The organism is Lichenifustis flavocetrariae (genome assembly GCF_026130545.1).
GTDB lineage: Bacteria > Pseudomonadota > Alphaproteobacteria > Rhizobiales > Beijerinckiaceae > Lichenihabitans > Lichenihabitans flavocetrariae.
On the sequence record NZ_JAMOIM010000003.1, the window covers coordinates 203,692 to 230,251 of the forward strand.

General features: G+C 62.3%; 28 protein-coding genes. 16 read left to right on the forward strand and 12 right to left on the reverse strand.

All coding sequences use genetic code 11. The features are described 5' to 3' along the window. The first annotated feature begins 14 nt into the window (after window positions 1-14). The 6 genes from M8523_RS06380 (at window position 15) to M8523_RS06405 (ending at window position 8,411) form a co-directional block, all read left to right on the forward strand. Window positions 15-1,943, forward strand: coding sequence for a methyl-accepting chemotaxis protein (locus M8523_RS06380; protein WP_282584009.1), 1,929 nt, complete (start codon window positions 15-17; stop codon window positions 1,941-1,943). Window positions 1,944-2,052: 109 nt separating this feature from the next. Next, window positions 2,053-4,140, forward strand: a complete 2,088-nt coding sequence (locus M8523_RS06385) for a HAMP domain-containing methyl-accepting chemotaxis protein (RefSeq protein ID WP_428349951.1) — start codon at window positions 2,053-2,055, stop codon at window positions 4,138-4,140. 71 nt (window positions 4,141-4,211) lie between these two features. Beyond that, entirely contained in the window at window positions 4,212-4,691 is a 480-nt protein-coding gene (locus M8523_RS06390) for a chemotaxis protein CheW (protein WP_282584010.1), read from the forward strand. After that, window positions 4,688-5,542 carry a CheR family methyltransferase gene (locus M8523_RS06395; protein WP_282584011.1) on the forward strand — a complete coding sequence of 285 codons (855 nt, stop codon included), beginning with the start codon at window positions 4,688-4,690 and terminating at the stop codon, window positions 5,540-5,542. Before M8523_RS06390 ends, M8523_RS06395 begins: the two co-directional genes overlap by 4 nt. Window positions 5,543-5,562: 20 nt before the next feature. After that, window positions 5,563-6,648, forward strand: a complete 1,086-nt coding sequence (locus M8523_RS06400) for a protein-glutamate methylesterase/protein-glutamine glutaminase (protein ID WP_282584012.1) — start codon at window positions 5,563-5,565, stop codon at window positions 6,646-6,648. A 5-nt stretch (window positions 6,649-6,653) separates the two neighbouring features. Then, window positions 6,654-8,411 (forward strand): methyl-accepting chemotaxis protein, encoded by a 1,758-nt coding sequence (locus M8523_RS06405; protein WP_282584013.1) that lies wholly within the window; start codon window positions 6,654-6,656, stop codon window positions 8,409-8,411. A 54-nt stretch (window positions 8,412-8,465) separates the two neighbouring features. On the opposite strand, the gene M8523_RS06410 is transcribed toward M8523_RS06405, so the two are convergent. The 3 genes from M8523_RS06410 to M8523_RS06420 all read right to left on the reverse strand — a co-directional run bounded on the left by M8523_RS06410 (window position 8,466) and on the right by M8523_RS06420 (window position 10,594). After that, window positions 8,466-8,912, reverse strand: a complete 447-nt coding sequence (locus M8523_RS06410) for a hypothetical protein (protein ID WP_282584014.1) — start codon at window positions 8,910-8,912, stop codon at window positions 8,466-8,468. A gap of 166 nt (window positions 8,913-9,078) precedes the next feature. Then, complete coding sequence (locus tag M8523_RS06415) at window positions 9,079-9,525, reverse strand: NUDIX hydrolase (RefSeq protein WP_282584015.1); 447 nt, start codon at window positions 9,523-9,525, stop codon at window positions 9,079-9,081. 271 nt (window positions 9,526-9,796) lie between these two features. Then, window positions 9,797-10,594: a phosphate/phosphite/phosphonate ABC transporter substrate-binding protein gene (locus tag M8523_RS06420; protein WP_282584016.1), complete on the reverse strand. Its 798-nt coding sequence runs from the start codon at window positions 10,592-10,594 to the stop codon at window positions 9,797-9,799. Between the two features lie 557 nt (window positions 10,595-11,151). Between M8523_RS06420 and M8523_RS06425 the strand changes: the two genes are divergently transcribed. From M8523_RS06425 to M8523_RS06470, 10 genes are all read left to right on the forward strand, one after another. Then, window positions 11,152-11,460, forward strand: a complete 309-nt coding sequence (locus tag M8523_RS06425) for an STAS domain-containing protein (protein ID WP_282584017.1) — start codon at window positions 11,152-11,154, stop codon at window positions 11,458-11,460. Beyond that, window positions 11,457-11,822 carry a response regulator gene (locus tag M8523_RS06430; RefSeq protein WP_282584018.1) on the forward strand — a complete coding sequence of 122 codons (366 nt, stop codon included), beginning with the start codon at window positions 11,457-11,459 and terminating at the stop codon, window positions 11,820-11,822. Before M8523_RS06425 ends, M8523_RS06430 begins: the two co-directional genes overlap by 4 nt. 44 nt (window positions 11,823-11,866) lie before the next feature. Continuing rightward, window positions 11,867-14,056: a chemotaxis protein CheA gene (locus tag M8523_RS06435; protein ID WP_428350022.1), complete on the forward strand. Its 2,190-nt coding sequence runs from the start codon at window positions 11,867-11,869 to the stop codon at window positions 14,054-14,056. Window positions 14,057-14,062: 6 nt separating this feature from the next. Then, window positions 14,063-14,527, forward strand: coding sequence for a chemotaxis protein CheW (locus M8523_RS06440; RefSeq protein WP_282584020.1), 465 nt, complete (start codon window positions 14,063-14,065; stop codon window positions 14,525-14,527). Continuing rightward, window positions 14,527-15,417 carry a CheR family methyltransferase gene (locus tag M8523_RS06445; protein WP_428350024.1) on the forward strand — a complete coding sequence of 297 codons (891 nt, stop codon included), beginning with the start codon at window positions 14,527-14,529 and terminating at the stop codon, window positions 15,415-15,417. The genes M8523_RS06440 and M8523_RS06445 overlap by 1 nt, the downstream gene beginning before the upstream one ends. After that, window positions 15,414-16,493 carry a protein-glutamate methylesterase/protein-glutamine glutaminase gene (locus M8523_RS06450; RefSeq protein WP_282584022.1) on the forward strand — a complete coding sequence of 360 codons (1,080 nt, stop codon included), beginning with the start codon at window positions 15,414-15,416 and terminating at the stop codon, window positions 16,491-16,493. Before M8523_RS06445 ends, M8523_RS06450 begins: the two co-directional genes overlap by 4 nt. Next, a complete protein-coding gene (locus tag M8523_RS06455; protein WP_428349956.1) occupies window positions 16,490-16,855 on the forward strand; it encodes a response regulator in 366 nt (121 codons plus the stop codon). Before M8523_RS06450 ends, M8523_RS06455 begins: the two co-directional genes overlap by 4 nt. Then, window positions 16,852-17,409 (forward strand): chemotaxis protein CheD, encoded by a 558-nt coding sequence (locus M8523_RS06460; protein ID WP_282584024.1) that lies wholly within the window; start codon window positions 16,852-16,854, stop codon window positions 17,407-17,409. The genes M8523_RS06455 and M8523_RS06460 overlap by 4 nt, the downstream gene beginning before the upstream one ends. 20 nt (window positions 17,410-17,429) lie before the next feature. Next, window positions 17,430-17,813: a DUF8776 family protein gene (locus M8523_RS06465; RefSeq protein ID WP_282584025.1), complete on the forward strand. Its 384-nt coding sequence runs from the start codon at window positions 17,430-17,432 to the stop codon at window positions 17,811-17,813. A gap of 234 nt (window positions 17,814-18,047) precedes the next feature. Next, on the forward strand, window positions 18,048-18,473 hold the full coding sequence (locus M8523_RS06470; RefSeq protein ID WP_282584026.1) for a hypothetical protein: 426 nt from the start codon (window positions 18,048-18,050) through the stop codon (window positions 18,471-18,473). A 5-nt stretch (window positions 18,474-18,478) separates the two neighbouring features. Here M8523_RS06470 and M8523_RS06475 read toward each other — a convergent pair whose 3' ends face one another. The 9 genes from M8523_RS06475 to M8523_RS06515 form a co-directional block, all read right to left on the reverse strand. After that, complete coding sequence (locus M8523_RS06475) at window positions 18,479-18,667, reverse strand: hypothetical protein (RefSeq protein ID WP_282584211.1); 189 nt, start codon at window positions 18,665-18,667, stop codon at window positions 18,479-18,481. A 363-nt stretch (window positions 18,668-19,030) separates the two neighbouring features. Further along, complete coding sequence (gene ilvC / locus M8523_RS06480) at window positions 19,031-20,050, reverse strand: ketol-acid reductoisomerase (RefSeq protein WP_282584027.1); 1,020 nt, start codon at window positions 20,048-20,050, stop codon at window positions 19,031-19,033. A gap of 95 nt (window positions 20,051-20,145) precedes the next feature. After that, on the reverse strand, window positions 20,146-20,619 hold the full coding sequence (locus M8523_RS06485) for a GFA family protein (protein ID WP_282584028.1): 474 nt from the start codon (window positions 20,617-20,619) through the stop codon (window positions 20,146-20,148). Continuing rightward, on the reverse strand, window positions 20,616-21,035 hold the full coding sequence (locus M8523_RS06490) for a VOC family protein (protein WP_428349959.1): 420 nt from the start codon (window positions 21,033-21,035) through the stop codon (window positions 20,616-20,618). Before M8523_RS06490 ends, M8523_RS06485 begins: the two co-directional genes overlap by 4 nt. 5 nt (window positions 21,036-21,040) lie before the next feature. Continuing rightward, the gene (locus M8523_RS06495; protein ID WP_282584030.1) at window positions 21,041-21,634 is read right to left on the reverse strand and encodes a LysE family translocator; all 594 of its coding nucleotides are present in this window, start codon (window positions 21,632-21,634) and stop codon (window positions 21,041-21,043) included. A 117-nt stretch (window positions 21,635-21,751) separates the two neighbouring features. Further along, window positions 21,752-22,312: an acetolactate synthase small subunit gene (gene ilvN / locus M8523_RS06500; RefSeq protein WP_282584031.1), complete on the reverse strand. Its 561-nt coding sequence runs from the start codon at window positions 22,310-22,312 to the stop codon at window positions 21,752-21,754. Further along, window positions 22,309-23,031: an aspartate/glutamate racemase family protein gene (locus M8523_RS06505; RefSeq protein ID WP_282584032.1), complete on the reverse strand. Its 723-nt coding sequence runs from the start codon at window positions 23,029-23,031 to the stop codon at window positions 22,309-22,311. Before M8523_RS06505 ends, ilvN begins: the two co-directional genes overlap by 4 nt. After that, entirely contained in the window at window positions 23,028-23,465 is a 438-nt protein-coding gene (locus tag M8523_RS06510) for an endonuclease domain-containing protein (RefSeq protein ID WP_282584033.1), read from the reverse strand. The genes M8523_RS06505 and M8523_RS06510 overlap by 4 nt, the downstream gene beginning before the upstream one ends. A gap of 88 nt (window positions 23,466-23,553) precedes the next feature. Beyond that, on the reverse strand, window positions 23,554-25,326 hold the full coding sequence (locus M8523_RS06515) for an acetolactate synthase 3 large subunit (protein WP_282584034.1): 1,773 nt from the start codon (window positions 25,324-25,326) through the stop codon (window positions 23,554-23,556). Window positions 25,327-26,560: the final 1,234 nt, after the last annotated feature.

Consider the following 26,560-nt stretch of genomic DNA (forward strand, 5'->3'; position numbering starts at 1 on the left):
TAAAAGAGGCGATCATGAAAAGTTTCAATAATTTATCGATACCCAAGAAACTCATTGTAGCGCTCGGCCTGATGCTTCTGACAGCGATCGGAATCAATGCGCTCATCTACTGGAAGTCTGCCGAAATCAAGCAGACGACCAAATGGTCTGACCACACCGTCAAGGTCATCGATGCGGCCAACACAGTTGTTGCAGCGATGGTCAATCAGGAAACGGGCTACCGCGGCTATCTCCTTTCCGGAGAGGACAAGTTCCTTGAACCTTACCGTGGCGGCCTAGAGGACTTCAACAAGGCCTGGAGCCACGCCAAGGAATTGACAGCCGACAATCCGGCCCAGCAGGCCCGGCTCGATGACATTCGCAAACTCGCCGAAACGTGGCGTACCGGTGTGGCCGACCGGGCCATCGGCATGATGGCGAATGCGCAGACGCGCGAGGCGGGTCGGCAAATCGAGATCAGCGGCGCCGGCAAGGAATCGATGGATGCGCTTCGTAAGAAGGTTGCGGAAGTCATCGAGGCCGAGAACGCACTGATGTCGGTCAGGCAGCAAGCACAAGACTCGGCTTTTGAGATGACCAGCACCGCCATCTTCGGCGGCATGGCAGCCAACATCATGTTCGCATTCGGCATCGGATATCTGCTGACGCGAACCGTTGCCAAGCCGATTGCTCAAGTCAGCGCCTCGCTGGCCGCTCTTGCTTCGCCCGTGGCCACGGGGCGGCGTGACGAGATCGGACAGATGCAGGGAAGCGCCATTGCCGTCGAACAAGCTTTTCGCGACCTCTCGGAGGTTTTGAGCGCCGTCTCGGTGGGCGACATGTCAAAGAACCTTCAGAGGGAATATGGCGGTCTAAGCAAGGAGGTCGGCGATAATCTGGCCAAGATGACGGGCAATCTACGGGTGACCGCGGGCGTCGCGGAGTCCATCTCGAAGGGTGACCTGACCGTCGAAGCCAAGGCTCTCTCGGACAAGGACATTCTGGGACTGGCGCTGACAAATATGGTGGCCACGCTGCGAACGGTCGTGACCGAGGCCGTGACGGCCGTGCAGAACGTGTCCTCGGGCAGCCAGGAATTGTCGGCCTCAGCCGAACAGCTGTCGCAGGGCTCGACCGAGCAGGCCTCCTCGACCGAAGAGGCCTCGGCCTCGATGGAGGAGATGGCCGCCAATGTGAAGCAGAATGCCGAGAACGCCAGCCAGACCGAGAAGATCGCCCACCAGTCGGCCAAGAACGCCGAGGCGAGCGGGGTTGCGGTCGGCAAGGCGGTCGAGGCGATGCAGACCATCGCGGCCAAGATCACCATCGTGCAGGAGATTGCCCGCCAGACCGACCTCCTGGCCCTCAACGCCGCCGTCGAGGCCGCCCGGGCCGGCGAACATGGCCGCGGCTTCGCGGTCGTGGCCTCCGAGGTGCGCAAGCTCGCCGAGCGCAGCCAGGCGGCGGCGGCCGAGATCGGCACCCTGTCGTCCGAGACCGTGAAGGCCGCGCAGGAGGCCGGCTCGATGCTGGCCAAGCTCGTGCCCGACATCAAGCGCACGGCGGAACTGGTGGAAGAGATCACGGCCGCCTGCCGCGAGCAGGATGTCGGCTCGATGCAGATCAACCAGGCCATCCAGCAGCTCGACAAGGTGACCCAGCAGAACGCCAGCGCATCGGAACAAGTGTCCTCCACCTCCGAGGAACTGGCCTCGCAGGCCGAGCAGTTGCAAGCCACCATCGCGTTCTTCCGCATCGATACGACAGCATCACGCCAAGCCTCGGTCGGAGCCGACAACCCGGTGGCGCATCTCCGATCCAAAGTCGCGATCGGCGTGAAGACGATCCGGTCTCCCGCCCCCAACGCGCCGCGTCGCGCCAAGAAGGTCGCCAGCAGCGGCGGCTTCGCGCTCGACATGGATGAGGGGCAGGACGAACACGACGCAGAATTCAGGCGAGCCTGACCATACAGACCCAACGGCTGACTATCCGTGTCGGTCGCTGCATCAACTTCGCTGACACCGTTGCCTGCCTGGAATTGGCCAGCTCCTCCTGCCGATAATAGAGAGATCTATGATGCGAATGACCATCAAGGCAAAAATGGGATTGGCCTTCGGCAGTATCCTGGCGCTGATGGGCGTCGCGGGAGCGCTGGGCGTCAGCAGCCTGTCCTCGGCCAACAACCGGATGCAGGAATTCACGGCGCAGCCCTTCACGCGGATTCAGCGGGTCGGTGAACTCAACGCCAAGGCCCTGACCACGACGAGAGTCCTCTCTATGGCACTTTCGGACCCTTCGGACGCCGGCAAAGCGAACCTACGCAAGACGTTCAACGACACGGCCGCCGAATTCGACACCGTGTTGAAGCAATATGCCGATGCGCTGCCGGCGGACGTGCGCGACACCACCCTGCAGCCGGCCCGGACTGCCTGGACGACCTACCAGGCCGAGGCCGGCAAAGCCTTCGACATGACGCAGCAGAACGCACAGAACCGGGCAACCGACCTGGTTTTTGGTAAGGCCGCAGATGCCATGTCGCAGACCTTGGCAGCGCTGGACGTGCTGGAAGGAAAGCTGAAGGTAACGGCGAACCTCGCACAGGCCGCGCAAAACGTCGGAGGACTCCGCTACGATCTTCAGACGGTTGTGCTTCTGGACTTCCAGATAATCGTGGCGACGGACGACGCGCAGCTCAAATCGCTGAGCGACGCCTTCGCTGCCAGCATCGGAAAGATCGACAAAGATCTGGCGGATCTCGGCGCCGCGACCCCACCTGATGTGAAGCCACAATTTGAAGCTGTTCATTCGGCGTGGCAAGCCGACGCCGGTGTTGCCCGGGAAGTCGCTCGCTTAGGCAATGTGAACTCGGACTCCAAGGCCGCAGCCATGGTGACCACGGGTGGTGCAAAGGACGCGCGGGACGCTCTACTGTCGGAGCTCGGCAAGCTGACTGTCTATGAGCGCCAAGTCGCGGACGGCTTCATCAAAGAGGGGGCGAGCAGCTACGAGTCCACCCGCATGGTCCTGATCGCGGTGGTTGCCGCCGCTCTGGTCGCTGGTATCGTCATGGCACTCTGGATCGCCCTCTCAATCTCGCGTGGCCTTCGACGGACGGTCAGCCTTGCGAACGCGGTTGCTCAAGGCGATCTCCGCCAGACGGTCCCGGCAAAAGGCAATGATGAGATCGGCGACCTCGAACGGGCGATTAGCGCCATGGTTCAACAACTGCGTGACGTCGTTGGTCGCGTAACCACGGCGGCGCAAAGCGTCTCTTCCGGCAGTCAGGAGCTGTCGGCCTCGGCCGAACAGCTGTCACAGGGCTCGACCGAGCAGGCCTCCTCGACCGAAGAAGCCTCGGCCTCGATGGAAGAGATGGCCGCCAACGTGAAGCAGAATGCCGAAAACGCCAGCCAGACCGAGAAGATCGCCCACCAATCGGCCAGGGACGCCGAGTCCAGCGGGGCCGCCGTCGGCCGGGCCGTCGAGGCCATGCAGACGATCGCCGAGAAGATCACGATCGTCCAGGAGATCGCCCGTCAAACCGATCTCCTGGCGCTCAACGCGGCCGTCGAGGCCGCCAGGGCCGGCGAACATGGCCGCGGCTTCGCGGTTGTGGCCTCCGAAGTGCGCAAGCTCGCCGAACGCAGTCAGGTGGCGGCGACCGAGATCGGCAAACTGTCGTCCGAGACCGTCAAGGCGGCCCGGGATGCGGGTGGCATGCTGTCAAAGCTCGTGCCCGACATCAAGCGCACGGCGGAACTGGTGGAAGAGATCACGGCTGCCTGCCGCGAGCAGGATGTTGGATCGATGCAGATCAATCAGGCCATCCAGCAACTCGACAAGGTGACCCAGCAGAACGCCAGTGCCTCGGAGGAAGTCTCCTCGACATCCGTGGAACTCGCGTCCCAGGCCGAGTTCCTGCAACACGCGATCGCGTTCTTCAAGGTCGAGGCAATGGATGTGGCCGCAACACCTACCCAGAGCGTTGCGCACCCGGTCGCGCAATTGCAGCGCAGGGTGGCGCAGCATGCCATGACGGTCCGCGGCCCGGCGGCGCCCAAGCCGAAACGCGCCCGGCAAACCATCGGAAGCGGCGGCTTCGAACTCGATATGACAAAGGGTGAAGACGACCAGGACGTGGAATTCCGCCGCGTCTCGTAATCGCCGGAGGCGTACCATCCCGGTGCGCCTCCCCGGATCTATCTCGATTTTCTGCGCAGGGAGCCTCCAGCGTGCCTGACCTCACTCAATATTTGACGCTCGGCCTGGACCAGGATCTGTTCGGCATCGACATCCAGCATGTCCACGAGATCCTGGACATGCGGCCGATCTCGGGGCTCCCGCAGGCGCCCGCCTTCCTGCTTGGGATGATCGACGTCCGCGGCGCCGGCTATCCCGTCGTCGACCTGCGGCTGAAACTGGGGCTGCCGCGTGCGGCCCCGACCCCGCTCACCCGCATCGTCATCCTGAACGTCGCGATCGGCGGGCGGCACACGGGCGTGGGCTTCGTGGCCGACCGGGTCCTTGAAGTCACTACCTTCGACGACGCGAGGCTCGAACCGGCTCCCGAGGTCGGCGGCCGCTGGCGTTCGGACTACATCGCCGGCATCGGCCGCAGAAACGGCGGCTTCGTGGTCGTCTTCGATATCGAACGGTTGATGAGCGCCGACGGGAACGTGCTGGCCGCCTCGGTCAAAGCCGCAGCCGCATGATGTCCGCCGCGCCACAAATCTCTGGCGAGCAACTCGCCGATCGGCACTTCGCGTCCATTGTCGACATCATTCAGACGCAAGTCGGCATTCAGCTTCCACCGGCCAAGCGAACGATGGTCGAGGGCCGGCTCCGCAAGCGCGCGCGCGCCCTGGGGCTCATCAATATCGACGCCTATGGTCACCATCTGTTCGCGGGCAATAATCTTGACAGCGAACTGGTGCACCTCATCGATTGCGTCACGACCAACAAGACGGACTTCTTCCGCGAACCGTCGCATTTCGAGTTCCTGACCCAGACAGCCGTTCCTGGGCTCCTGCCGCCGGGCGAACGCCGGCCGCTGAAATTGTGGAGCGCGGCCTGCTCGATCGGCGCCGAGGCCTACACGATCGCCATGGCTTTGGCCGAGATGCAACGCTCGGGACCGCGCCTCGCGTTTTCCATCCTCGGCACCGACATCTCGACCGACGTGCTCACTGCCGCAAAGAAGGGGATCTACCCGGCCGCCATGTTCGATCCGGTGCCGCCCAACATGCGCGAGCGCTACGTCATGATGTCTCGCGACCCCTCCCGGCAGGAAGGCCGCATCGTGCCGGAACTGCGGCAGCGTGCCCAGTTCCATCGCTTGAACCTGATGGACGAGCGCTATCCGTTCGATCGCGACGTCGACGTGATCTTCTGTCGCAACGTTTTGATCTATTTCGATAAACCGACCCAGAAAACCGTGATTGGAAAACTTGCCAGCCATTTGCGGCCGGGCGGGTTCCTGATCCTCGGCCATTCCGAGTCTATGGCCGGCGGCGCCGAATGCGGGCTCCGCCAGGTTTTGCCGACCATTTTCCAGTCCTCATGATGCCGAGCGCCGGGAACACCATGAAGCAGCCCATCCGTGTACTCATCGTCGACGACTCGGCCTCGGTTCGCCAGACCCTCAGCAGCATTCTGAATGCGGCCCCTGACATCGAGGTGGTCGCGACGGCGTCCGATCCTTATGTTGCGGCGCGGCGAATCCAGGACGACATTCCGGATGTCATCATCCTCGATCTCGAAATGCCGCGCATGGATGGGCTGACATTCCTGCGCAAGATCATGGCCCAGAAGCCCTTGCCTGTGATCGTCTGCTCGACCCTCACCGAGGAGCGGTCACAGATCCTCCTCGACGTGATGGAGGCGGGAGCGGTCGACATTCTGCCAAAGCCGCGCATCGACACCAAGCAGTTCCTGCTCGAATCTTCGGTCCGGGTCTGCGACTCGGTGCGGGCCGCGGCGCGGGCGCGGCTGCGGGGTGGAGCGCAGCGACGGCCGCTCGTCGAGGCCAAGCTGACGGCCGATGCCATGCTGCCGCCCGCAGTCCTCGGCCGAAAGATCGGCGACACCCAACCGGTCGTATGCATCGGCGCTTCGACGGGGGGCACCGAGTCGGTCCGTGAAGTCCTGGAAGTCCTGACCCCCGATTGTCCGGGCATCGTCATCGTGCAGCACATGCCGGAGCATTTCACCGCGGCTTTCGCCAAACGTCTCAACGGGCTATGCACCATCACGGTCAAGGAGGCCGAGGACGGGGACGCGGTCATGCCGGGCGTCGCGCTGATTGCGCCCGGAAACCACCACCTCCTCCTGCAGCGGACAGGTCACCGCTACAATGTCGCCGTCAAGGACGGCCCCTTGGTGTCCCGTCATCGCCCGTCGGTCGACGTGCTGTTCCGGTCGGCCGCCCAGTGCGCGGGACGCAACGCAACCGGTATCCTGATGACCGGCATGGGCGACGACGGCGCGGCCGGCCTGCTCGAGATGCGCAAGGCTGGCGCCATGACGGTGGCCCAGGATGAAGAAAGCTGCGTCGTGTTCGGGATGCCCAAGGAAGCGATCGAACGCGGCGCCGCCTGCAAGATCCTACCGTTACGTCAAATCCACCTTGAGATCATGCGGGCCGCGACCATTCTCGAACCCCAGGACTGAGACCTGTGACCACAATCCTGGATCAGGCGCTCGCGCCGATCGACCGCAGTGCCGCTTCCATCGAACAGGCCTTCCTCCAGGCGGGCGAAAGCCTGGGCCGAGGGCTCGACACATTCGACCGTCTCGGCGCCGAAATGACGGCTTTTCTGGCCGGCTGGCAGTCGGACGGGATGGGGCAGACCTCGGCCAAGGTCGATGAACTCGCGGTTCAGCTGATCCGGATCAGCCAGGCCCTGCCGAAGGATCTCGCCATTCTGGAAAGACTCGTCGCGGGTAACGAAGACATTGCCAAGCAGCTCGAACTGCTGCTCGAAAATATCCGCATGATGACCATCATCGCGCGTTCAGCCCGTATCGAGGCGGTGGTGTTTGGCCCGGAGTTGGGACTAGCTACCTTCACGGACGAGATGAGCCTGCTGACCCGTACGGTGCGCCAGGAAATCAGCGGCTGCGCGGAGGACCACAAGCGGCTGACGGACCAGATCCGCGACGTCGCCCGAGCCCAGGCCCGCATGGATCGCGATTTTCGGGATAAACTCGCCGCCCTCGCAGAGGAGCTCACCCAAACCTTCGCGCTGATCAGGCAACGACAGGCGGGCGGGCTCGGGTTGATGGAAGAAATCGTCACCCGATCCAAGCGCCTCTCGCAGGCGTCGAGCCTCGCCATGGTGTCGCTGCAATCCGGCGATGCCACGCGCCAACGCCTTGAACATGTGTCCGTCGCCATCGGCTTTGCGCGCGCGTTGATGCATCCGACGTCAAGCGACGACAACCCCCTCGCGGCGACAGTGCGGCCCGATGCGATCGCGGCCCTATGCCGGTTGGGAAGCGCCCAACTTCAAGACACGGTCGATAGCTTTGGCCAAGACGTCGACAGCCTCGACGACATGCTGCGGCGCCTCGTCGAAGACACCAGCGACCTCGTCAGCCGCGGCCAGGCCATCTACGGCGCCCAAACGCAGAACCAGGGCGTGCACTCGTCCGAGAGTTTTCTGGCGGTGTTCCGCGCCCGCCTCGCGACGGCAGCCGATTTCATGCGCGCCTGCGAGGACTCGCGGCACGAGGTCGAGAGTGCGACGGCCGACCTCCGGGTGCGCCTAAGCGCGCTGAGCCACACGGTTGCGACCCTGAGTTCCACCACGGAGGATCTCGTCATGATCGGTCTCAACGCCGGTCTCAAGGCGGCGCGGCTCGGTCTGGAAGGGCGGAGCCTTGTTGTCATCGCGGACGAACTCAAGCGGCTCGCCCGCACGATCTCCGGTGCGGCGGAGGGGCTCATTCAGGTCTTCGACGACGTGCAGACGACGTCTCACACGCTGGACCGCACGAGGGTCGATCAGGACGGGTCTCAGGGAGCCGGAGATGTCGACCTCGGGAAGGCGATCCGTGGTATCAGCGATGCGGTCGAGGCCAGCGACGCAAGTGTCGGTCGCTTCCTGCTCTCACTGGACGAAACGGCCACCGGATTTGACAAGGAACTCACGCACGCCCGCGAGACGTTTCGCGCCGCCGTCGCAACCAGCCTCGCCTTGCTGACCACCGCCGACGCTCTGAACGACGACGCCGACCAACTGGCCGATGGCCAAGCCCCGCGAGAGGCTGCCGCGCATATCGATTCGCTGATGGGTCATCGCTACACGATGGCGCGTGAGCGCGACATCCACGCCGAGGTACTGGGCCTTTCCGCCGACGCGGCCGCCGCGCCGGTTGAGAGCGCGGAGGCGTGGGACGCTGACGATTTCCTGTTCTCCGAAGCGAGCTGACCGAGCGCTGGGATCGCACTTCGTTGCTCGACCCGGAGACCGAGGCACGGATCTTCACGGCCGCAGCGTCACTCCGCCCTCCCGCACGATCTTCAACCCACCGGGGTCACGGGCGAGGCTGAGGGTGACGCGCGAGCGGCCGCTTCGCGTGCCACGCGCCCCGCTCGTTCTCCATTCGAGGATTGCCGTGATGACGCAGCGATCCCCACTGCTCTCACAGGTTTTTGACGCTGTTCCCGGCTCGACGGAGTAGCGGCGCTCCGGCCACCGGCTGATGAAATCCAGTTTGTCGCGATACAGGCTCTCGCGCGTCATCGGGTGACCATAATAGATCACGTTCGCGGCGTAGAGCCTCTCGACATTGTCACGCGTGACACGACTGTTGTCGTCCCAGATCGCGAAATAAGCCCCGATCAATTCGTCCTGCCTGGGCGTCGACGCCGCATCAGCGGACGTAGCCGCGCCGCACAGGACGGCCAGTAGTGTCATCAAAGCCCGCACTTGGACCTCCCCGGTGCCAGATGTCCGACAACGTGGAAGCAGGCCCGCCGGTTGGCCAGACCCGATCGGATTTTGAAAAAAGGCTCCCGTCGGCAACGGCCTCGCTCGACCTCGGAAACCAGGGCGGAACCTCTTTGGAGAGGGGCGGTCTACCGACGCTAGCGGATCAGCGGTCGAATGCCACTCCGAAACCGAGGATCAACGCCCGGAGCTCCGGCTCCGTCACGACTTCGGCGGCCTCGACATAGGAGAACCACTGCCGGGCGCGCTGTTCGCGTTCCCGCCACGTCCGCCGTTCTACCCGAACTTCGAGCGGAAACACATCGACCTTGCAGGGCCAGCGTTGTCCACCGATGCCGCGCTTTATGTAGGTGTAAGACCCGATCGGGGTCTTGGCGATGTGGCCGCTGATCCCCGCTTCCTCCATGGCCTCCCCGGCTGCCGTGCCGCGTGGCCGGCGCCCTTTCATCGGCCAACCCTTGGGAATGACCCAGCGACGCGTCTCGCGCGACGTGATCAACATGATCTCGATGCCGTCGATACGGCGGAACGGGAGCGCGCCATATTGCTGCCTGACCTGCTCAATCTGCCCGGGCCTGTGTGGCCTGTTCATTCCTGGCCGAACCTCATCATATCGTGACACCCCTGCCGTGAAGGCTCCCATCTCTCTCCAAGCGAGCCTCGCTGCCACAGACCAGCAATACGGAATCATCATTCAGTACGATCCGGCATCCGGGCAGCGGCCAATCTATAATCTGCCGACTTGGGGGGCGAACCGCCTGGATCAGACGCGCCGCCGTCGCTTCGAGACTATCGCGATCTGCTCAAGCGCAATCGCTTCGGCCGGACTTGGTTGCATCTTGCATCTGCTTCAATCTTGAGAGTCAAATCAATTGCGGATAATCCAGCGCGAAGGCCCGCGCCTGCATGGCACCAATCACATCATAGGCCCCCGGCGGCAGGATCTCGATGCCGTCGAGCAGCAAATTTCCCGCTGTCTCCTCGGAAGGATCGCAAGCTTGCGCGAGCGCCTGCCGCAGCTTGGCGACATCGGTCTCCGGCATCTCCGGCGCGGTGATGAAAGGCAAGCCAGGCGCCGGGTCGGTATAGGCGATGACCTTCAATCCTGCGACCTCATCGGGGAACGCTCTGGCGATCAGCGACAAAGTGACTGCGTCGATGGCGGCAACGTCAGCACGATTCGATCGGACCGCCGCGAGCGAGTTGCGATGGGCTCCGGTCGCGATCCCGGCGGCGAAGAAACGGCCCTTCACGGCGAGCGGGGCCACACGCGCCCGCAGGCTGTTATAGCCGGAGTGCGAGTCTGTGCTGTTGTAAGCCACGCGGCGTCCCGCCAGCTCTACGAGATCGGTCAGGGGCTCTTCCACGCGAACGACGATCGCGCTGCGATAGAGAGGGCCGTCACAGCCGGGCGCCCGAAACCGCGGCGTCGCCACATAACGAACGGCACCCGATAGCGCCGTCACGAAGGGATAACCGCAGGTTTGACTGAGCAGAAGGTCCGGACGACGCCAATGTGCCAAGAGGTCGGTGGGAACCGCCAAGGCGTGCGGTACGCCATCGAGGCCGGCAGCTTCCAAGCGTCGCCGTAGCACGCCCCAGAAAGCTTCGACCGCGGCCTGATCGACGGCATACATCGGCCAGGAGACTGTTTTCACCATTCTGGTCACGTTCCAAATCGCCCACGTGCTTCGGACATGTCAAGCACGCCCGATGACTATGCGGGCACGTCCGGAATGCGAAGCTCACAATGCGCAACCCAAGGCGATCGTGCCCGTCAGGCCGGTCTTGAAAGTCACAATGCCTGTAACATCCATGTCATTCGCTGATGCTGTCACGTGATTACGCTTTGTTTTTCTTGTTTCGCATTTCCCAGCCCAATTGCATCTCCGACGTGCCCTTCGAGGACGAACCGGGCCCTCCAATCCCCCTGACTTAATCGATTCGCAAGGGCTTGGACCTAATTCTGACTTGGCTTGAAGAGTTGCGCTGAGCGCGGCCAGACAGGCTGCGTTACTTGGGTGCGGGAAGCATGCGACGTTACTTTAGACTGCAGCGGTACAATGTCTGTGTTCCAGAAAGCGTCGGCCGCAGTGCTTACACATCTATACTCCCTCGGCTTGAGGGCCGTCATACCGCCAAGTCGTTTCCGGCCTAACAAGTCGTTTCCGGTCTGACCGGAGCGATCGTTGTTCCTCACGATCTCAATGGATCCTCGATGCCAATCATTTCATCCGATCCTTCGACCGCACCACACGCTCTGGTTCTCGACGAGACGTTGGATCTCAACGCCGCGTCAGAACTCGCAAGAACATTCTCGAGCCTGCGTGGAACGCCGGTGACAGTGGATCCCTCCCATGTCGGTCGGGTGGGTGCGCAGTGCATCCAGGTTTTGATCGCCGCCTCGAAGTCCTGGGCGGCCGACAACGTCTACTTCACCGTGACACCAGGATCGGAGCCATTCAACGAGGGGCTGGACCTGCTCGGGCTGACCTCCTTCTTCTCCAACGAGAGAGTGTATTCATGAGCAAGACCATCCTCACCGTCGACGACTCGCGGACCATGCGAGACATGCTACGCCTGGCCTTATCGGCCGCCGGCTACTCCGTGATCCAGGCTGAAGACGGCATGCACGGCCTTGAAGTATTGGCCGATTCCGATCCCGACGTGATCATCACCGACATCAACATGCCTCGCATGGATGGCTTCGGTTTCATCTCGGGCGTGCGTCAAGGTGGCCGCCACCGCGCCGTGCCGATCCTGGTTCTCTCGACTGAAAGCGATGTCGAGAAGAAGGCTCGTGCGCGTAGTGCCGGAGCCACGGGATGGATCGTCAAGCCGTTCGATCCGGTCAAACTGGTGGACGCCGTTCGCCGCGTTTCAGCCTAAAAAATTTTCGCCGAAGCTTTTGAGGAGTTTCTCGCTTGGACACGATGGCAGCCATCAAGCAGACCTTTTTCCAGGAATGCGAGGAACAACTCACTGAATTGGAGGCGGGCCTCCTACAGCTGGATGACGGCAATCACGACCCGGAGGTCGTCAATGCCGTTTTCCGCGCGGTTCATTCCGTCAAGGGCGGAGCCGGAGCCTTCAACCTGACGGCCCTGGTGCAATTCGCCCATGTGTTCGAAAGCGCCATGGACTGCCTGCGCACAGGCAAGCTGACGCCCACTCCAGAAGTGCTGCGCATCATGCTTCGCGCCGCCGACGTCCTGGGCGATTTCGTCCGCGCCGCCCGCGTCGACGAGGATGTGCCGGCCGAACGAAGCGCCGGAATCGTAATGGAGCTAAAGGGCTTGGCAGAAGGTCCGGCCGCAGCATCGAGTGCCGCCGCGTCGGCAGCTGCCGCGGAACCTGTGGCTGATCTCGAATTTGTCCCGATCATGATCGATCTGGCCTCCTTCGACGACCTGGCTCTCGATGCACCGGCGGCCAGCACCGGCTTCCGGATCCTCTTCAAACCGCATCCGGCCCTCTATGCCAATGGCAACGAGGCCGTCATTCTGATCCGCGAAGTGGGGCGGCTCGGCACCATGCGGGTCATCTGCGATACTGATCAGGCCCCGACCCTGGACCAGATGGACCCTGAGGGAGCCTACCTGTCCTGGATCATCGAACTCGAAACCGACAAGGACGAATCCGACGTCCGTACGATTTTCGATTTCGCTGAATGGGACTGTGTGCTGACGATTGAGCCTCTGACGGGCGCGGCGGACGTGTCCGACATCTCGGCGTCCGTTGAGATCCAATCGACAGGCGACGACATCCAGCCAGTCGAGGTCGCCGCCATAGAGGTTCTGCCTCCTGCGCTCGAAACGCCGCTTCCCGCAGCGATCGAAAAGGGGATCGCCCCCGGCCTCGACCTGCATGCCGAATCTGCCGGAGGAGCTGCCGGCGGCAAGCGTGACTCGGCGGCAGCCGCGCCGACCATCCGGGTGGACCTCGAACGGGTCGACCGCCTCATCAACCTCGTTGGCGAGTTGGTGATCAACCAGGCCATGCTCGCGGTACGTGTGACGGAAGCCGGCCTTGCCCGTGTCTCCGCCGTCGCGGTCGGGCTCGACGAACTCGAACAGTTGACCCGTGAGATCCAGGATAGCGTGATGGCGATCCGCGCGCAGCCCGTCCGCTCGGTGTTCCAGCGCATGCCACGTCTCGTCCGCGAACTGGCGGCGCAGACCGGAAAATCGGTGCGCCTCGTGACGGAAGGCGAAGGCACCGAAGTCGATAAGACCGTCATCGAGCGCTTGAGCGACCCGCTCACCCATATGATCCGCAATGCCATCGATCACGGGTTGGAAAAACCAGAGGTGCGACGGAAGAACGGCAAGAGCGAGGAAGGTCTCGTCAAGCTGTCCGCCTTGCATCGTTCTGGACGCATCGTCATCGAAGTGTCGGATGACGGCGGCGGCATCAATCGGGAACGCGTCCGGCAGATCGCCGTCGACAAGGGCCTGATTGCCTCCGATGCGAAATTGGGCGACGACGAGATCGACAATTTGATCTTCCTGCCGGGCTTCTCAACAGCCGCCGTGGTTTCGGATATTTCTGGCCGTGGCGTCGGCATGGACGTGGTCAAACGCTCCATTCAGGCGCTTGGCGGTCGCATTGCGATCAGTTCCCGGCCCGGGCTCGGCTCCACCTTCACGATGAGCCTGCCGCTGACCCTCGCGGTGCTCGACGGCATGGTTGTTACGGTCGCCGACCAGACGCTGGTGATCCCGCTGACCGCCATCGTCGAAACGCTGCTGCCGCGCTCGACCACCGTGCACAGCTATGGCGAAGGCACCCGACTGATCGGCGTCCGCAACGGGTTCATCCCGCTGATCGACGTGGGCGAGATGCTGCAGTTCCGATCGGGCGTCGACGACCCGAAAACCGGCATTGCGCTCCTGGTGGAAACCGAAGGCGGCGCCCGCAACGCGCTCCTTGTGGATGCCATCCAGGGTCAACGCCAAGTCGTGATCAAGAGCCTCGAAACCAATTACGGCCACGTTCCGGGGATCGCGGCCGCAACCATCCTGGGAGACGGCCGCGTGGCTCTGATCCTTGATGTCGATGCTGTCGTGTCGGCCTCCCGCGCCGACGGCACGAGCCAATCCTCTTTCGCGCTAGCAGGGTGATCAATCATGGCTGACCGGACCAAGGAAGGCGGCAAGATGCAGGAACTCGTCTCGTTCCGCATCGGCGACCAGGAGTTCTGCGTCGACATTATGTCGGTGCGGGAAATCCGGGGATGGACCCCGGCAACGGTTCTACCGCATTCGCCCATGTATGTGCGCGGCGTGATCAATCTGCGCGGCGCGGTTCTGTCGATCGTCGATCTCGGGTCGCGCTTCGGCCTGCCTCTCGCCGAACCTTCGGCGCGCCACGTCATCATCGTGGCGCAGGTCGAGCATCAGGTGGTCGGCCTGCTGGTCGATGCCGTATCCGACATTCTGACGGTTGCGACGGACACGATCCAGCCCACGCCGGATGTCGCCTCCGAGCTGGCACGCAGCTTCGTCCAAGGCGTGCTCGCGATCGACAACCGCATGATCAGCCTCATCTCTCTCGACAACGTGTTGCCCGCACCGAACCGGATGGCAGCGTGATCAATTCCGAGAAGCGACCGTCAGCCAGTACAGGACGCGCGTTCGTGGAAGGCGACTTCCTGTTCCGGGCCGAAGATTTCAGCCGGATTGCAGCCATGCTGCATGCCGACGCCGGGATCTTCCTGCCTGAAAGCAAAGCGACGCTCGTCTACTCGCGCCTGGCCAAGCGGCTCCGGACCCTCGGGCTGCAGTCGTTTCACGATTATTGCGAACTCGTGGCCGGTGCCGACGGGATGGACGAGCGCCAGAAGATGCTCGTCTCGCTGACCACCAACGTCACGAGCTTCTTCCGGGAGCCGCATCATTTCGACATGTTGCGAACCACAATCCTGCCCCCCTTGCTGCAGGCGGCCAAATCCGGCCGTCGCGTGCGGATCTGGTCGGCGGGTTGCTCGAAAGGACATGAGCCCTATTCGATCGCCATGACGATCCTGGCCCTCATGCCGGATGCCGCAGACTACGACGTTCGCATTCTCGCGACCGACATCGACACGGAGGTTCTGGCCGAGGGGCGGGCCGGACGCTACGAAGAGAGCCTTGTCGCGGCCGTACCGCCGGCGGAAAAACGACGTGGATTCACCTCCGTGTCGTCCGCCGACAACCGGATCCTCAGCGTCACGCCGGAGATGCAGCGGCTCGTGTCCTTCCGCGAACTGAACTTGATTGGGCAATGGCCCATGAAGGGACCGTTCGATGTCATCTTCTGCCGGAACGTCGTGATCTACTTCGACGACGATACGCAGGCGAAAGTATGGACCCGGTTCAGCAGCCTGCTGGTTCCGGGCGGCGTGTTGTTCGTGGGCCACTCGGAGCGGCTTCTCGGTCCGGCGCAAGCCCGTTTCACCAGCATCGGCACGACGGCCTATCGCATGCACGGAGCCAAAGCGTGAGTAAGATCAGGGTCATCGTCGTCGATGATTCAGCCAGTATGCGGCGAATCATCAAGAGCGTACTCGACCGTACACCCGATATCTCGGTCGTGGGCGAAGCTCAGGATCCGCTCGAGGCGCGCGAGGCGATCAAGGCGCTCAATCCCGATGTCGTGACGCTCGACATCGAGATGCCGCGCATGAACGGGCTCGAGTTTCTCGAAAAAATCATGCGGCTCCGGCCGACGCCAGTGATCATGGTGTCCAGCCTGACCGTGAGCGGTGCCGAAACGACGATCCGGGCGCTGGAAATCGGCGCCGTCGATTGCGTCGCCAAGCCCGAGGCGGGTGAGCGTGACCTGTTCCATAGCCTGCCCGACAAGATCAGGGCGGCCGCCAAGACAAAGGTCGGATCCCTGGCCGATCGCTTGCGGGATCGTGCCGACGACCGTCCCACGGCACCGAACAAGACCTTCAGAACGGATGGGTCGGTACTGGCGATCGGCTCGTCGACGGGTGGTGTGGAAGCTCTGACGGCCATCTTGTCGTGCTTTCCCGCCAATTGTCCGCCGACCGTCATCACGCAGCACATGCCGCCGCTGTTCACAAGAAGCTTCGCGGAACGGTTGAACCGGCTGTGCGCCCCCACCGTCGCCGAGGCCAGCGATGGCGCTCAACTTCTCGACGGACATGTCTACATCGCGCCTGGAAGCCTCACACATCATCTGGAGGTTGTCGGTACGGGGCGTCTGCGCTGTCGCCTGCGCCAGGCCGAAGCGGTGAACGGCCACTGCCCTTCCGTGGATGTCCTGTTTCACTCCGTCGCGAAGGCCGCAGGAGCGGGTGCGGTCGGGATCATCCTGACCGGCATGGGGCGCGATGGGGCCGCCGGTCTTCTGGCCATGCGGCAAGCCGGTGCGCGAACGCTCGGCCAAGATGCTGCCTCGTCCCTCGTGTACGGCATGCCCAAGGTCGCCCACGAGGTCGGCGCTGTCGAGCGCCAGGTTCCGCTCCGCCGAATGGGCAACGAAATTTTGCAACTCACGAACACAGCAACGGACACGCCGCCATGCCTCTCGCCGCAAGCCTCAAAGTGATCATCGCGGACGATCAGCAGACCAGCCGTCTGCTGATTCGCGCCGGCCTCGCCGAACTGGGCGTCCAACACATCGCCATGGCCAAAGATGGCGAGGAGGCGCTGCAAATGCTCAAGCAGCAACCAGCTCACCTTGTGATCTCGGATTACCACATGCCGAAGGTCAACGGCGTCGAATTGCTGCGCGCCGTGCGCAGCAATCCTGCCACGAAGGGGGCTGCCTTCTTCCTTTTGACAGGCGTCGAGGGCAAGGAGTTCCTTCAGGAAGCGATCAACCTCAAGATCAACAACTACCTGAAGAAGCCCGTCTCGGTCCCTGAGTTGAAGGCCAAGATCGAAGCGGTGTTCGGAGCTCTGCAATGACCCTGCCGAGTCGGCCCGGTCAGATTGGTGCGGCCGAGAAATCGGTTCTCGTCATCCAAGGCGAGTACAAGATCAGTGATGACCCCAACGTGGTTCTTGCAACGCTGCTCGGCTCTTGTGTCGCGGCCTGCATCCGCGATCCCCTCGCCGGGGTTGGCGGCATGAATCACTTCCTGCTCGCAGAGGGATCGGCGTCCGACACGCGCCATAATGCGGAGCGCTACGGCGTCCACGCGATGGAGCTTTTGGTGAACGGTCTGCTGACGCGCGGCGCGCAGCGGAACCGGCTGGAGGCGAAGCTGTTCGGCGGAGCCAAGACAATGGACGGACTGGCGGATGTTGGCGCCACGAATGCCCGGTTCGCGCAGGAGTTCGTGCGGCGGGAAGGCATCAAGCTCGTAGGCGAATGCCTTCTCGGCAACCGGGGCAGGCGCATCCATTTCTGGCCGGTCTCCGGCCGCGCGCGACGGATCTTTATGTCGGAGCCGGTGCCTCTTCGTCCTGTCGCCCCGCCCGTTGTGCAGCCGAACAGTGGCGCGCTCGAACTTTTCTGAGCGGTCGATGGAGCAATCTCATGGCGCCTATAAGTGGATCGGCTCTCGAGGCCGATACAGCCGAGTGGAATGGGCTGTTCGACCGCGTGGGATCGGAACTGCGAACGCTCGCGGACGCGGTCAACAGGCTGCAGCAGTTCTTGACGCCCATTGTGGCCGATGTGGTCAGTCGTGACCCGCAGGCCATCACGCGTCTGCAGGATCTCGACCTGCTGGAACAATCGCTGCACGGACTGTCCGACCTCATGTCCTGTCTCGATGCGTCAACGACGCTGACTGACGCCTCAACTCTGTCGACCGGCGTCCGCACGCTTCGCCTGGCGGGCCTTGCGAAGCGATTGTCAGGCCCCGAGCAGGGAGACACCGAGCCGGCCCTCATCACCTCCGACCTTGAGCTTTTTTGAACACGCTTCCAGTTCCCTGCTGATTAGAACGGCGCATTTCGAAAAAATGCTAAAATTATGGGCAACAGGCCATCCTGTCGCCGCACTCGCCGTGTGAAAAGCGCCTCCCTCCGGCGTGAAGCGATCCTTTTGCAAGGTTTCGTCAAGCTCGGTGTGGCCCAGTGGATCGAGCGTGATTGCACGCCGTGACTCAACCTGCATTTCCCGTCCTGCACGGCGAGATGGGAGACAAAGATGACACCGTTCGACGCCCGCATTCTTCGGCAGACCTCGATGAATCTGGCCCGCGAGGGGGATCGTCTGACGGCGGCATTCGAGATCGCGCTCGCAGAACGAGCCCCGACCTTGCATGCAACCCTGTCTCGACTCCGGTTTGAGGAGCGTCGGACTTTCGCGCAGGTTGTCGTTGGCGCAATCGCGGACCTTGGAACCAATGTGGCCGACAGTGCGGACCTCGCGGCTCTTCGTCGGTGCAGGCGCGCCTATCGGTGGGAGCCGCGCCACGACGCCATTGTCGGGCAGGCTTTGATCACAGCCCTTGCCGAAATCCTTGGACCAGCCTTTGGAGAAGACGGGCGCAATGCCTGGACAAATGGCTACGTGAGTTTGGCCGAAACCCTGGTTGCCGCGACATCAAATCGGGTGGATCTCGTCGCCTGATCCGTTCAGTCCGGTTGAGAGCGCTGTTCCTCGATCATCGTCTCGATGGCCACGATTGCACTTTCGAGGTCCGAGATCTGGCGCAAGGCGCCAGCGGCAGGAACCGTCTCGGTTTCCGCGGCCTGAAGAATCAATCCACGCTGCGCTTCCACCAAACGTTTTCTCAACGCGATCAGTTTACGTTCCACACTCATATCGCTCACCAATACACCCCAACCCACCCGCTGCTATCCGCAACGTCGGCGACTTCGAACCAGAGACGATCTTCGGTGTTTGCGGGTTTGAGCTCGGACGTCGGCGAGCGCAGCCTATGCATCGACCGGACTCCTCAAACCAGCGTGAACCGGCTGAAATCGCCTCACTTTCGACATAAGCTATCTAGCATCGCGGAGCCGAATTGTCGCTCCGGAAAAGGCGCGGCCGGCGCGTTATGAGTTTTTTAGTAAATTTCTGCAGGGTGTGTCTTCTTGGATGCCCGTGGGCGCCGAGCAATGAAATGCAAGCCGATGCCGGGGCGGCGCCTTATCTCGGCCGCCCCGCCATGTTGTCGCTCGGGTCTAGTTGCGGGCTTTGTCGACCATCTTGTTCTTGGAGATCCAGGGCATCATGGCGCGAAGCTTCTCGCCGACCTGTTCGATCTCATGCGATGCGGCCTTCGCTCGCGTGGCCTTGAACGAGGTCTGGTTGACCTTGTTCTCGAGCATCCAGTCGCGCGTGAACTTGCCCGACTGAATGTCGTGCAGGACACGTTTCATCTCGGCCTTGGTCTCGGGCGTGATGATGCGAGGGCCCGTGACATACTCGCCGTATTCGGCGGTGTTAGAGATCGAATAGTTCATGTTGGCGATGCCGCCCTCGTAGATGAGGTCGACGATCAGCTTCACCTCGTGCAGACACTCGAAATAGGCCATCTCGGGCGCATATCCGGCTTCCACCAGGGTTTCGAATCCGGCGCGGATCAACTCGACCAAGCCGCCGCACAGCACGACCTGCTCGCCGAACAGGTCGGTCTCGCATTCTTCCTTGAAGGTCGTCTCGATGATGCCGGCGCGGCCGCCTCCGATGGCTGACGCGTAGGACAGGCCGAGGTCATGGGCATTGCCGGATGAATCCTGCGCGATCGCAATCAGGCACGGCACGCCTCCGCCCTTCTGATATTCCGAACGCACCGTATGGCCCGGGCCCTTCGGCGCCACCATCAGCACGTCGATATCGGCGCGCGGCTCGATGAGGTTGAAATGGACGTTCAGTCCATGGGCGAACAGCAGTGCGGCGCCCGGCTTCATGTTGGGGGCGAGATCGGCCCGGTAGATGTCGGCTTGAAGTTCGTCCGGCGTCAGCATCATGACGACGTCGGCCCATTTGGCGACCTCGGCCACGCTCATGACCTTGAGGCCTTCACCTTCCGCCTTCTTGGCCGATGGGGACCCCTCGCGCAACGCCACCACAATGTCCTTGATGCCGCTGTCGCGCATATTGAGCACGTGGGCATGCCCCTGGCTGCCGTAGCCGACCACCGCGACCTTCTTGCCCTTGATCAGATTGAGATCGGCATCCCGATCGTAGTAGACGCGCATGGTCGTTCAGTCCTTTGATGTATTGGCAGCCCGGAGCGGGAGTGGGCTGCTTCTAGTCGTGACAGGCTGTCCCGGCAACCCGGCTCAACGCGCCCTTACGCAAAGGATGGCGTTTCGAGGGAATAGGCCTGATAGGCTTGAGTCAGGCTCTGCCAATCGTCCATGGCCGGAAAGGCCTCGAACCGATGGACGGCCGGCGTCGTCACCCAGTCAAGCTTGTCCTTGGTGCAGGTTTCGACGAAAGGCGTCGTCCAGCTGAGGTCGTCGATGAGGGTGGAGCGCACGTTGACGAACCCGTCCATGCCGGGCATTCGGGTGAACAGCCAGCTCTTGCACTCTGGACAGAAGGAATGCTGCAGCTCCTTTTGCAAGCCGCCGAGAACGGTGTCGCCCTGGGTCACCGCGAAACCTTCACTCGGAATGGCGACCGAGAGCGAGAACGCGCTGGCCGTCATGCGCTGGCACCCCCGGCAATGACAGGCCATGGTGAGCAGGGGCAGCATGGAGACGCGGAAGCGCACATGACCACACCGGCACCCGCCGTCGCGAGGATGATCGAGAGTGTTCATCGGCTCTTCCCTTCGGCTGAGGCAGCGTCTGGTCGCGGCTGGATCAGGTCCCAGCGATTTCCATAGAGATCTTCAAACACCGCGACCGTGCCATAGGCCTCGCGCCGCGGTTCTTCAAGAAAGTTGACGCCACGGGCTCGAAAAGCGGCATGGTCGCGGTCGAAATCGTCGGTCTCGAGAAACAGGAACACACGGCCGGCACCCTGCATGCCGACCGCCGCCGATTGCGCGTCATCGGCGGCTTTCGCCAATAACAGACGCGTTGTGGACCCGGGGGGTGCGACCGTCACCCACCGTTTGCCGTCACCGAGCGGAGTGTTGGAGGTCAGCGTGAATCCGAGCCCGTCGCGGTAGAAGGCGATCGCCTCGTCGTAATCCGTGACGATCAGTGCCACCGTGGCGATCCTTTGGGCCATGCCGGTCACTCCTGGAACACAGGATAGAGCGAGGCGATCAACAGGGCCGCCATGGTGTAGTTGAAGATCGCCCGGTTGCGCGGCTGGCTGAGCCACCGCTGCAGCGCCGCGCCGAACGCGACCCAGGCACCGGAGCAAGGGGCCGTCACGACGGCAAAGACGGCGGCGATGAGCAACACGCTCAGCGTGTAGCGGTTCGGGTCCGTATAAGTGGCGCAAGCCGTAATGGCCATGATCCAGGCCTTCGGGTTCACCCATTGGAAAGCGGCCGCTTGCAGGAACGTGAGGGGTTTCGCGCGGGTGTCACCGCTTTTGAGCGGGCCGGAGCGGGCGATCTTCCAGGCCAGCCAGACCAGATAGGCGGCCCCCAACCACTTCAATATGACGAGCAGCACAGGTGCGCGCACGAAGATTTCAGCCAAGCCCAGCCCCACCAGCAGCGTCATCAGCGCGAAGCCGAGGTCGACACCCCAGAAATGTGGCAGCGTGCGCCGCACACCGAAGTTCAGGCCCGAACTCATCAGCATGAGGTTGTTGGGTCCCGGCGTCCCGGAACTGACAATGGCGAAGAGAATGAGGGCGGGCAGGAGGGACAGCATGGGCTCCACGCAGCGCGGCGGATTAGGAGGACATTTGTTGGTCCCGGCCTCGGGCCGGCATGCACGTTGCGACGCGACGTGCATGGCCGAGCCTGCGCTCGGCCCTGACGACCGCCGCTAGATCGTCTCCGGACCGCGCGAGATCGCCGCGACACCGGTACGGGCCAGTTCCACGAGCCCGATCGGCCGCATCAGCTCGACGAATTGATCGATCTTCGAGGGCGCGCCGGTGAGCTCGAACACGAAGCTTTCCGTCGTGGCGTCGATCACCCGCGCCCGGAACGCATCGGAGAGCCGCAGCGCCTCATTGCGGTTCTCACCCTTGCCGCGCACCTTGATCATCGCGAGCTCGCGCTGGATGAAGGGCTTTTCGATCGTCAGGTCGTTGACCTTGTGCACCGGCACAAGCCGCTCCAGCTGATGCCGAATCTGCTCGATCGCCTCAGGCGTCCCCGACGTCACGATGGTGATGCGCGACAGGTGTTCGCCATGCGCCACTTCGGCGACCGTCAGGCTCTCGATATTGTAGCCACGGCCGGAGAACAGGCCCACCACTCGGGCGAGCACACCCGGCTCGTTGTCGACCAGCACCGAGAGCGTATGGGTCTCGACATTCGACGTGGCGAGCGCGGAGGAATAGGGGGACGGTGGTTGTGTCGCAGGGGCGGAGGCGTTCATGAGGCGTCGCTTGTTTTGGTTCGAGAGGAAGAAAGGGCGAAGTCGAGCAGCGCGTCGCAGTGAAGCGCGGTCGTGTCGAAAACAGGCCGGCTCGTGTCGACCTGAGAGATCAGGAGACCGATCTCGGTGCAGCCGAAGATGATGGCATCGCAGCCATCGCGGTCTGCGGCGTCGATCATGGCGAGCACGACGGCTTTCGCGGCCGGCGTGACATGGCCTTGGCAGAGCTCGTCGAAGATGATCGCCTGCAACGCGTCGCGCGCCGCTTTGTCCGGCACGAGGGCGTCGACGCCGAAGCCGGCTCCGAGATGGTTGCGATAGAAGTCGTGCTCCATGGTGTAGCGGGTCGCAAGAAGCAGCGGCCGCTTCGCGCCGCGGGCCGCAAGTGCGCCGCCGGTGACATCCATGATGTTGACCAGAGGCAGCGTGGTTGCGGCGGCCAGGGGACCCGCCACCTTGTGCATCGTATTGGTGCAGAGGGCGATGCAATCCGCCCCCGCCGCCGCAAGCTGCCGCGCTGCGGTCGCGAGGGCCGCCGAAACGTGGTCCCACCGGTCGGCCGCCATCGCCGCGGCCAGGGGCGCGAAATCGAGCGAGGTGAGGACGATCCTGGCCGAGGCCAGGCCGCCGACCCGTGTTCGCACGCCCTCGTTCAACAGCCGGTAATAGACTGCGGTCGATTCCCAGGACGTGCCGCCGATGAGGCCGATGGTGTTCACTGTGTGATTCCTTGACGGGCATCTCCCTTCTCCTGCGCGAGCGGGAGAAGGTGGCCCGGCGCAGCCGGGTCGGATGAGGGCCGGCGCGAGGCTTGCCTTTTGATCTCCGCGAGCACGAGTTCGCTGCCCGTAAGCACGGCATCACTCGAAAACCGGAGCACACGCCAGCGTTGTCGTGTCAACCACGTGTCCCCTGCCACATCCTTGTCCTTTTGCTCCGGCGCGTCGTGCGCCGGACCGTCGATCTCGATCATCAGCCGCACCTCCATACAGGCGAAATCCGCCACGTAAGGCCCCATAGGAAACTGTCTTCGGAACTTGGCCGCGGTGCCGCGCCTGCGTAGACCGCGCCAAAGGATCGCTTCGGCCGTGCTCATCTGCTGTCGCATTCTGCGAGCAAAGCCAAGTTGCTCCGCCGGAACCCGCGGGGGCATGGATTTCCATTCCTCTCATTGAGCCGGCCCTCATCCGACCTCGCTCCGCGAGGCCACCTTCTCCCGCTCACGCGGGAGAAGGGTCGTTTCACACCAACAACTTGCCCCGCTCGTCGATCACGCTGCCGAGTTCGATGCCGGCATCGTCCGACAGGTCGGCCAGGATCATCTCATTGTGTGCCTTGCCCGATGGGATCATCGGGAAGCAGTTCTCCTGCTTGTCGACCACGCAATCGAAGATCACGGCCTTGGGGCTGTCGATCATCTCCTGGATAGCCGCGTCGAGATCATTCGGGTCGGAGCAGCGGATGCCGTGGCCGCCATAGGCTTCCGCCAACTTCACGAAATCGGGCAGCGCTTCCGAATAGCTCTCCGAATAGCGGCCGCCGTGCAGCAGTTCCTGCCACTGCCGGACCATCCCCATGTAGCTGTTGTTCAGGATGAAGACCTTCACGGGCAGCCGATATTGCAGCGCCGTCGACATCTCCTGCATGTTCATCAGGATCGAGGCTTCGCCCGCGATATCGACCACCAGCGCCTCCGGATGCGCCATCTGGACGCCGATCGCGGCCGGGAGGCCGTAGCCCATGGTGCCGAGGCCGCCGGAGGTCATCCAGCGGTTTGGCTCCTCGAAACCATAGTGCTGCGCGGCCCACATCTGATGCTGGCCGACCTCGGTGGTGATGAAGGTCTTGCGGTTCTTCGTCAGCTCATAGAGGCGTCTGATGGCGTGCTGCGGTTTGATGGTGGTCTTCGAGGGCCCATAGGCGAGCGACTTCTTCTGCCGCCAACCGTCGATCTGCCCCCACCATTGCGCGAGCGCGGCCTTGTCGGCCTGCGCGGCCGACGACCGCCACAACCGGACCATGTCTTCGAGCACGTAAGCACAATCGCCGATAATGCCGAGATCGACCTTGACGACCTTGTTGATCGACGAGGGATCGATATCGATATGCGCCTTCCTCGAACGCGGCGAGAAGGCGTCGAGCCGGCCCGTGATCCGGTCGTCGAAGCGCGCCCCGACGCAGATCATCAGGTCGCAATCGTGCATGGCGTGGTTGGCCTCGTAGGTGCCGTGCATGCCGAGCATCCCGAGCCAGTTCTTACCCGAGGCCGGATAGGCACCGAGGCCCATCAGGGTCGAGGTGATGGGAAAATTGGTCAGACCAACCAGTTCGCGCAGCAGCATGGAGGCCTTCGGGCCGGCATTGATGACGCCGCCGCCGGTGTAGAACACGGGCTTCTTGGCCACTTTCATCATCTCGACGAGCTGGCGGATCTTCTCGATATCGCCCTTCACGCGCGGCTGATAGGTCTTGTGCTGCACGTTCGACGGCCCCGTGTAGGTGCCGGCCGCAAATTGCACGTCCTTGGGGATGTCGACCAGCACCGGGCCGGGCCGCCCATGCGAGGCGACATAGAAGGCCTCGTGCAGGATGCGCGGCAGGTCGGCGACGTTGCGCACAAGGTAATTGTGCTTGGTGCAGGAGCGGGTGATGCCCGTCGTGTCGCATTCCTGAAACGCGTCGGAGCCGATCAGATGGGTCGGGACCTGGCCGGTGATGCAGACGAGCGGGATCGAATCGAGCAGCGCGTCGGTCAGGGCCGTCACCGCATTGGTGGCGCCAGGACCGGAGGTGACCAGCAGCACGCCGACCTTGCCGGTCGAGCGCGCATAGCCCTCCGCCGCATGGCCCGCCCCCTGCTCGTGCCGCACCAGCACGTGGCGCACGGAGTTCTGATGGAACAAGGCGTCATAGATCGGCAGCACGGCGCCACCCGGATAGCCGAAGACCGTATCGACCCCCTGATCCTTCAGGGCCTCCACCACCATCTCGGCGCCCGTCATCTGCTTCGCCATCGTGTCGCTCCGTGCTTTCGGTCTGTTCGAGGAATTTTAGGCAATAAAAAAGGCCCTCTGAGGGGCCTGGGTCGCGTCAGTTCGTGGGCTCATCGGAGGGACTACCCCCGGCCCAGGCCTGACGCGTATCGTACGAGAATGAGGGTCATGCGGAGTAAGCTTTCCCAAAAACAGTGAAACTGCGTAGCATGACACTGAAATCGAAGTCAATCGTTTCTGACGGCTGGTCGTGACCCTTCATCACCATGTCTGGCCTTGTGATGTGGACGCACGAGCACGAGTGGGAAGGAAGATTGCCACCAAATCGCGATGCAGGGGTGCTGTTTAGCTAGCTTTGTACGCATTAAACTGATTTAAAAGGATTCAAAGAAGAGCCGAATTGTGCGTCAATGGAATGTCAAATCTGCATCACGAGCCCGGGACTAAGTCTCCCAAAAAGAACTGGGAAGCAAGCGAATCATTTTTTGATCTAAAATTATCGCATTGGATCGAGATAGGCCTTACGGCAAGTCTGTTGACTGTGCGGTTTTTCCATACGAGGTCTACGGCCGTCAAGCGTCTGTTATAGACACACAGACCAGACTGACCAATACAAGACAGCGAAGCAGAAGCCAGGGCTTTTTTAACATTTCAGGATGTAGCATTTTCTTAAGGTGGCCCGCTTATAGCTTCGCAACCCGACTATTGGTACTTGGCGATGTCGGTGAATAACAGCGGGAACACCGTTGCTTCATCTGTAAATTATCATATTAGTCAGTACACTGTTGTTTGAGGTTCAGACAGGCTTGGGCCACATCCAATAGATTTGCCCTATTATCCAGATATCCGTATGAACTTTCCAGATGCTAGGCGATGCTGAACACTCCACTGATGATGTTAATTCTGGCTTATTGGGACCGCCCCAGCTCGCTTTAATCGGCGGACATGCAAGCATAGTTGTTCAGAACGGCGCGTTCATACTCGATAAATTGCAAGTAGGATCCGAGCACTACTATTTCTCTGGCATAGTATATTACGCCGACATATATTAGCAAAAGCACACAATCAAATATTGCTACAAAATTGGAAGGACATTTTCAGAGGGCAATAGGTTAAAGCCATTTGCAGTACCATGCGCTCATCGGAACTGCGCGGATCAGACATGCGACGCAGATCGTAGATCGTAGATCGTAGATCGTAGATCGTAGATCGTAGATCGTAGATCGTAGATCGTAGATCGTAGATCGTAGATCGT

Bases quoted from the DNA above. Each gene is read 5' to 3' on its own strand.
- M8523_RS06380 (WP_282584009.1), top strand. From the start codon at position 15: ATGAAAAGTTTCAATAATTTATCGATACCCAAGAAACTCATTGTAGCG.
- M8523_RS06385 (WP_428349951.1), top strand. From the start codon at position 2,053: ATGATGCGAATGACCATCAAGGCAAAAATGGGATTGGCCTTCGGCAGT.
- M8523_RS06395 (WP_282584011.1), top strand. From the start codon at position 4,688: ATGATGTCCGCCGCGCCACAAATCTCTGGCGAGCAACTCGCCGATCGG.
- M8523_RS06400 (WP_282584012.1), top strand. From the start codon at position 5,563: ATGAAGCAGCCCATCCGTGTACTCATCGTCGACGACTCGGCCTCGGTT.
- M8523_RS06415 (WP_282584015.1), bottom strand. From the start codon at position 9,525: ATGAACAGGCCACACAGGCCCGGGCAGATTGAGCAGGTCAGGCAGCAA.
- M8523_RS06420 (WP_282584016.1), bottom strand. From the start codon at position 10,594: ATGGTGAAAACAGTCTCCTGGCCGATGTATGCCGTCGATCAGGCCGCG.
- M8523_RS06425 (WP_282584017.1), top strand. From the start codon at position 11,152: ATGCCAATCATTTCATCCGATCCTTCGACCGCACCACACGCTCTGGTT.
- M8523_RS06430 (WP_282584018.1), top strand. From the start codon at position 11,457: ATGAGCAAGACCATCCTCACCGTCGACGACTCGCGGACCATGCGAGAC.
- M8523_RS06435 (WP_428350022.1), top strand. From the start codon at position 11,867: ATGGCAGCCATCAAGCAGACCTTTTTCCAGGAATGCGAGGAACAACTC.
- M8523_RS06440 (WP_282584020.1), top strand. From the start codon at position 14,063: ATGGCTGACCGGACCAAGGAAGGCGGCAAGATGCAGGAACTCGTCTCG.
- M8523_RS06460 (WP_282584024.1), top strand. From the start codon at position 16,852: ATGACCCTGCCGAGTCGGCCCGGTCAGATTGGTGCGGCCGAGAAATCG.
- M8523_RS06465 (WP_282584025.1), top strand. From the start codon at position 17,430: ATGGCGCCTATAAGTGGATCGGCTCTCGAGGCCGATACAGCCGAGTGG.
- M8523_RS06470 (WP_282584026.1), top strand. From the start codon at position 18,048: ATGACACCGTTCGACGCCCGCATTCTTCGGCAGACCTCGATGAATCTG.
- M8523_RS06475 (WP_282584211.1), bottom strand. From the start codon at position 18,667: ATGAGTGTGGAACGTAAACTGATCGCGTTGAGAAAACGTTTGGTGGAA.
- ilvC (WP_282584027.1), bottom strand. From the start codon at position 20,050: ATGCGCGTCTACTACGATCGGGATGCCGATCTCAATCTGATCAAGGGC.
- M8523_RS06485 (WP_282584028.1), bottom strand. From the start codon at position 20,619: ATGAACACTCTCGATCATCCTCGCGACGGCGGGTGCCGGTGTGGTCAT.
- M8523_RS06490 (WP_428349959.1), bottom strand. From the start codon at position 21,035: ATGGCCCAAAGGATCGCCACGGTGGCACTGATCGTCACGGATTACGAC.
- M8523_RS06495 (WP_282584030.1), bottom strand. From the start codon at position 21,634: ATGCTGTCCCTCCTGCCCGCCCTCATTCTCTTCGCCATTGTCAGTTCC.
- ilvN (WP_282584031.1), bottom strand. From the start codon at position 22,312: ATGAACGCCTCCGCCCCTGCGACACAACCACCGTCCCCCTATTCCTCC.
- M8523_RS06510 (WP_282584033.1), bottom strand. From the start codon at position 23,465: ATGCCCCCGCGGGTTCCGGCGGAGCAACTTGGCTTTGCTCGCAGAATG.
- M8523_RS06515 (WP_282584034.1), bottom strand. From the start codon at position 25,326: ATGGCGAAGCAGATGACGGGCGCCGAGATGGTGGTGGAGGCCCTGAAG.